We start from the raw sequence: 272 nt of genomic DNA, 5'->3' as shown, positions 1-272 counted from the left end.
ACGTGGCGCCGCAGCAATCGAATTCGCCATTGTCGCGCCGCTCTTCCTTCTCGTGGTACTGACGATGATCGCCTACGGCATCTATCTGAGCGCATCCCATGCAGTGCAGCAGCTGACCGCCGATGCCGCGCGCACCGCCGTTGCTGGCATGACCAGCCAGGAGCGATCGCAGCTGGTCAATGATTTCATCAGCCAGTCGACCATCGACCATCCGCTGCTCGAAAAGAGCAAGCTGCATGTCACCGTTACCACCGATCCCGGCAATGCCAACC

General features: G+C 60.3%; 1 protein-coding gene. It reads left to right on the top strand.

All coding sequences use genetic code 11. From position 1 onward, the window contains the following. Positions 1-272, top strand: a 272-nt coding sequence (locus AF337_RS25760) for a TadE/TadG family type IV pilus assembly protein (RefSeq protein WP_160320356.1), incomplete at both ends; no start/stop codon positions are given.

Source organism: Rhizobium ecuadorense (assembly GCF_001187535.1).
Classification (GTDB): Bacteria; Pseudomonadota; Alphaproteobacteria; order Rhizobiales; family Rhizobiaceae; genus Rhizobium; species Rhizobium ecuadorense.
Note: the sequence above shows the minus strand (reverse complement) of the source record. Positions and strands in the feature narration are given on the sequence as shown.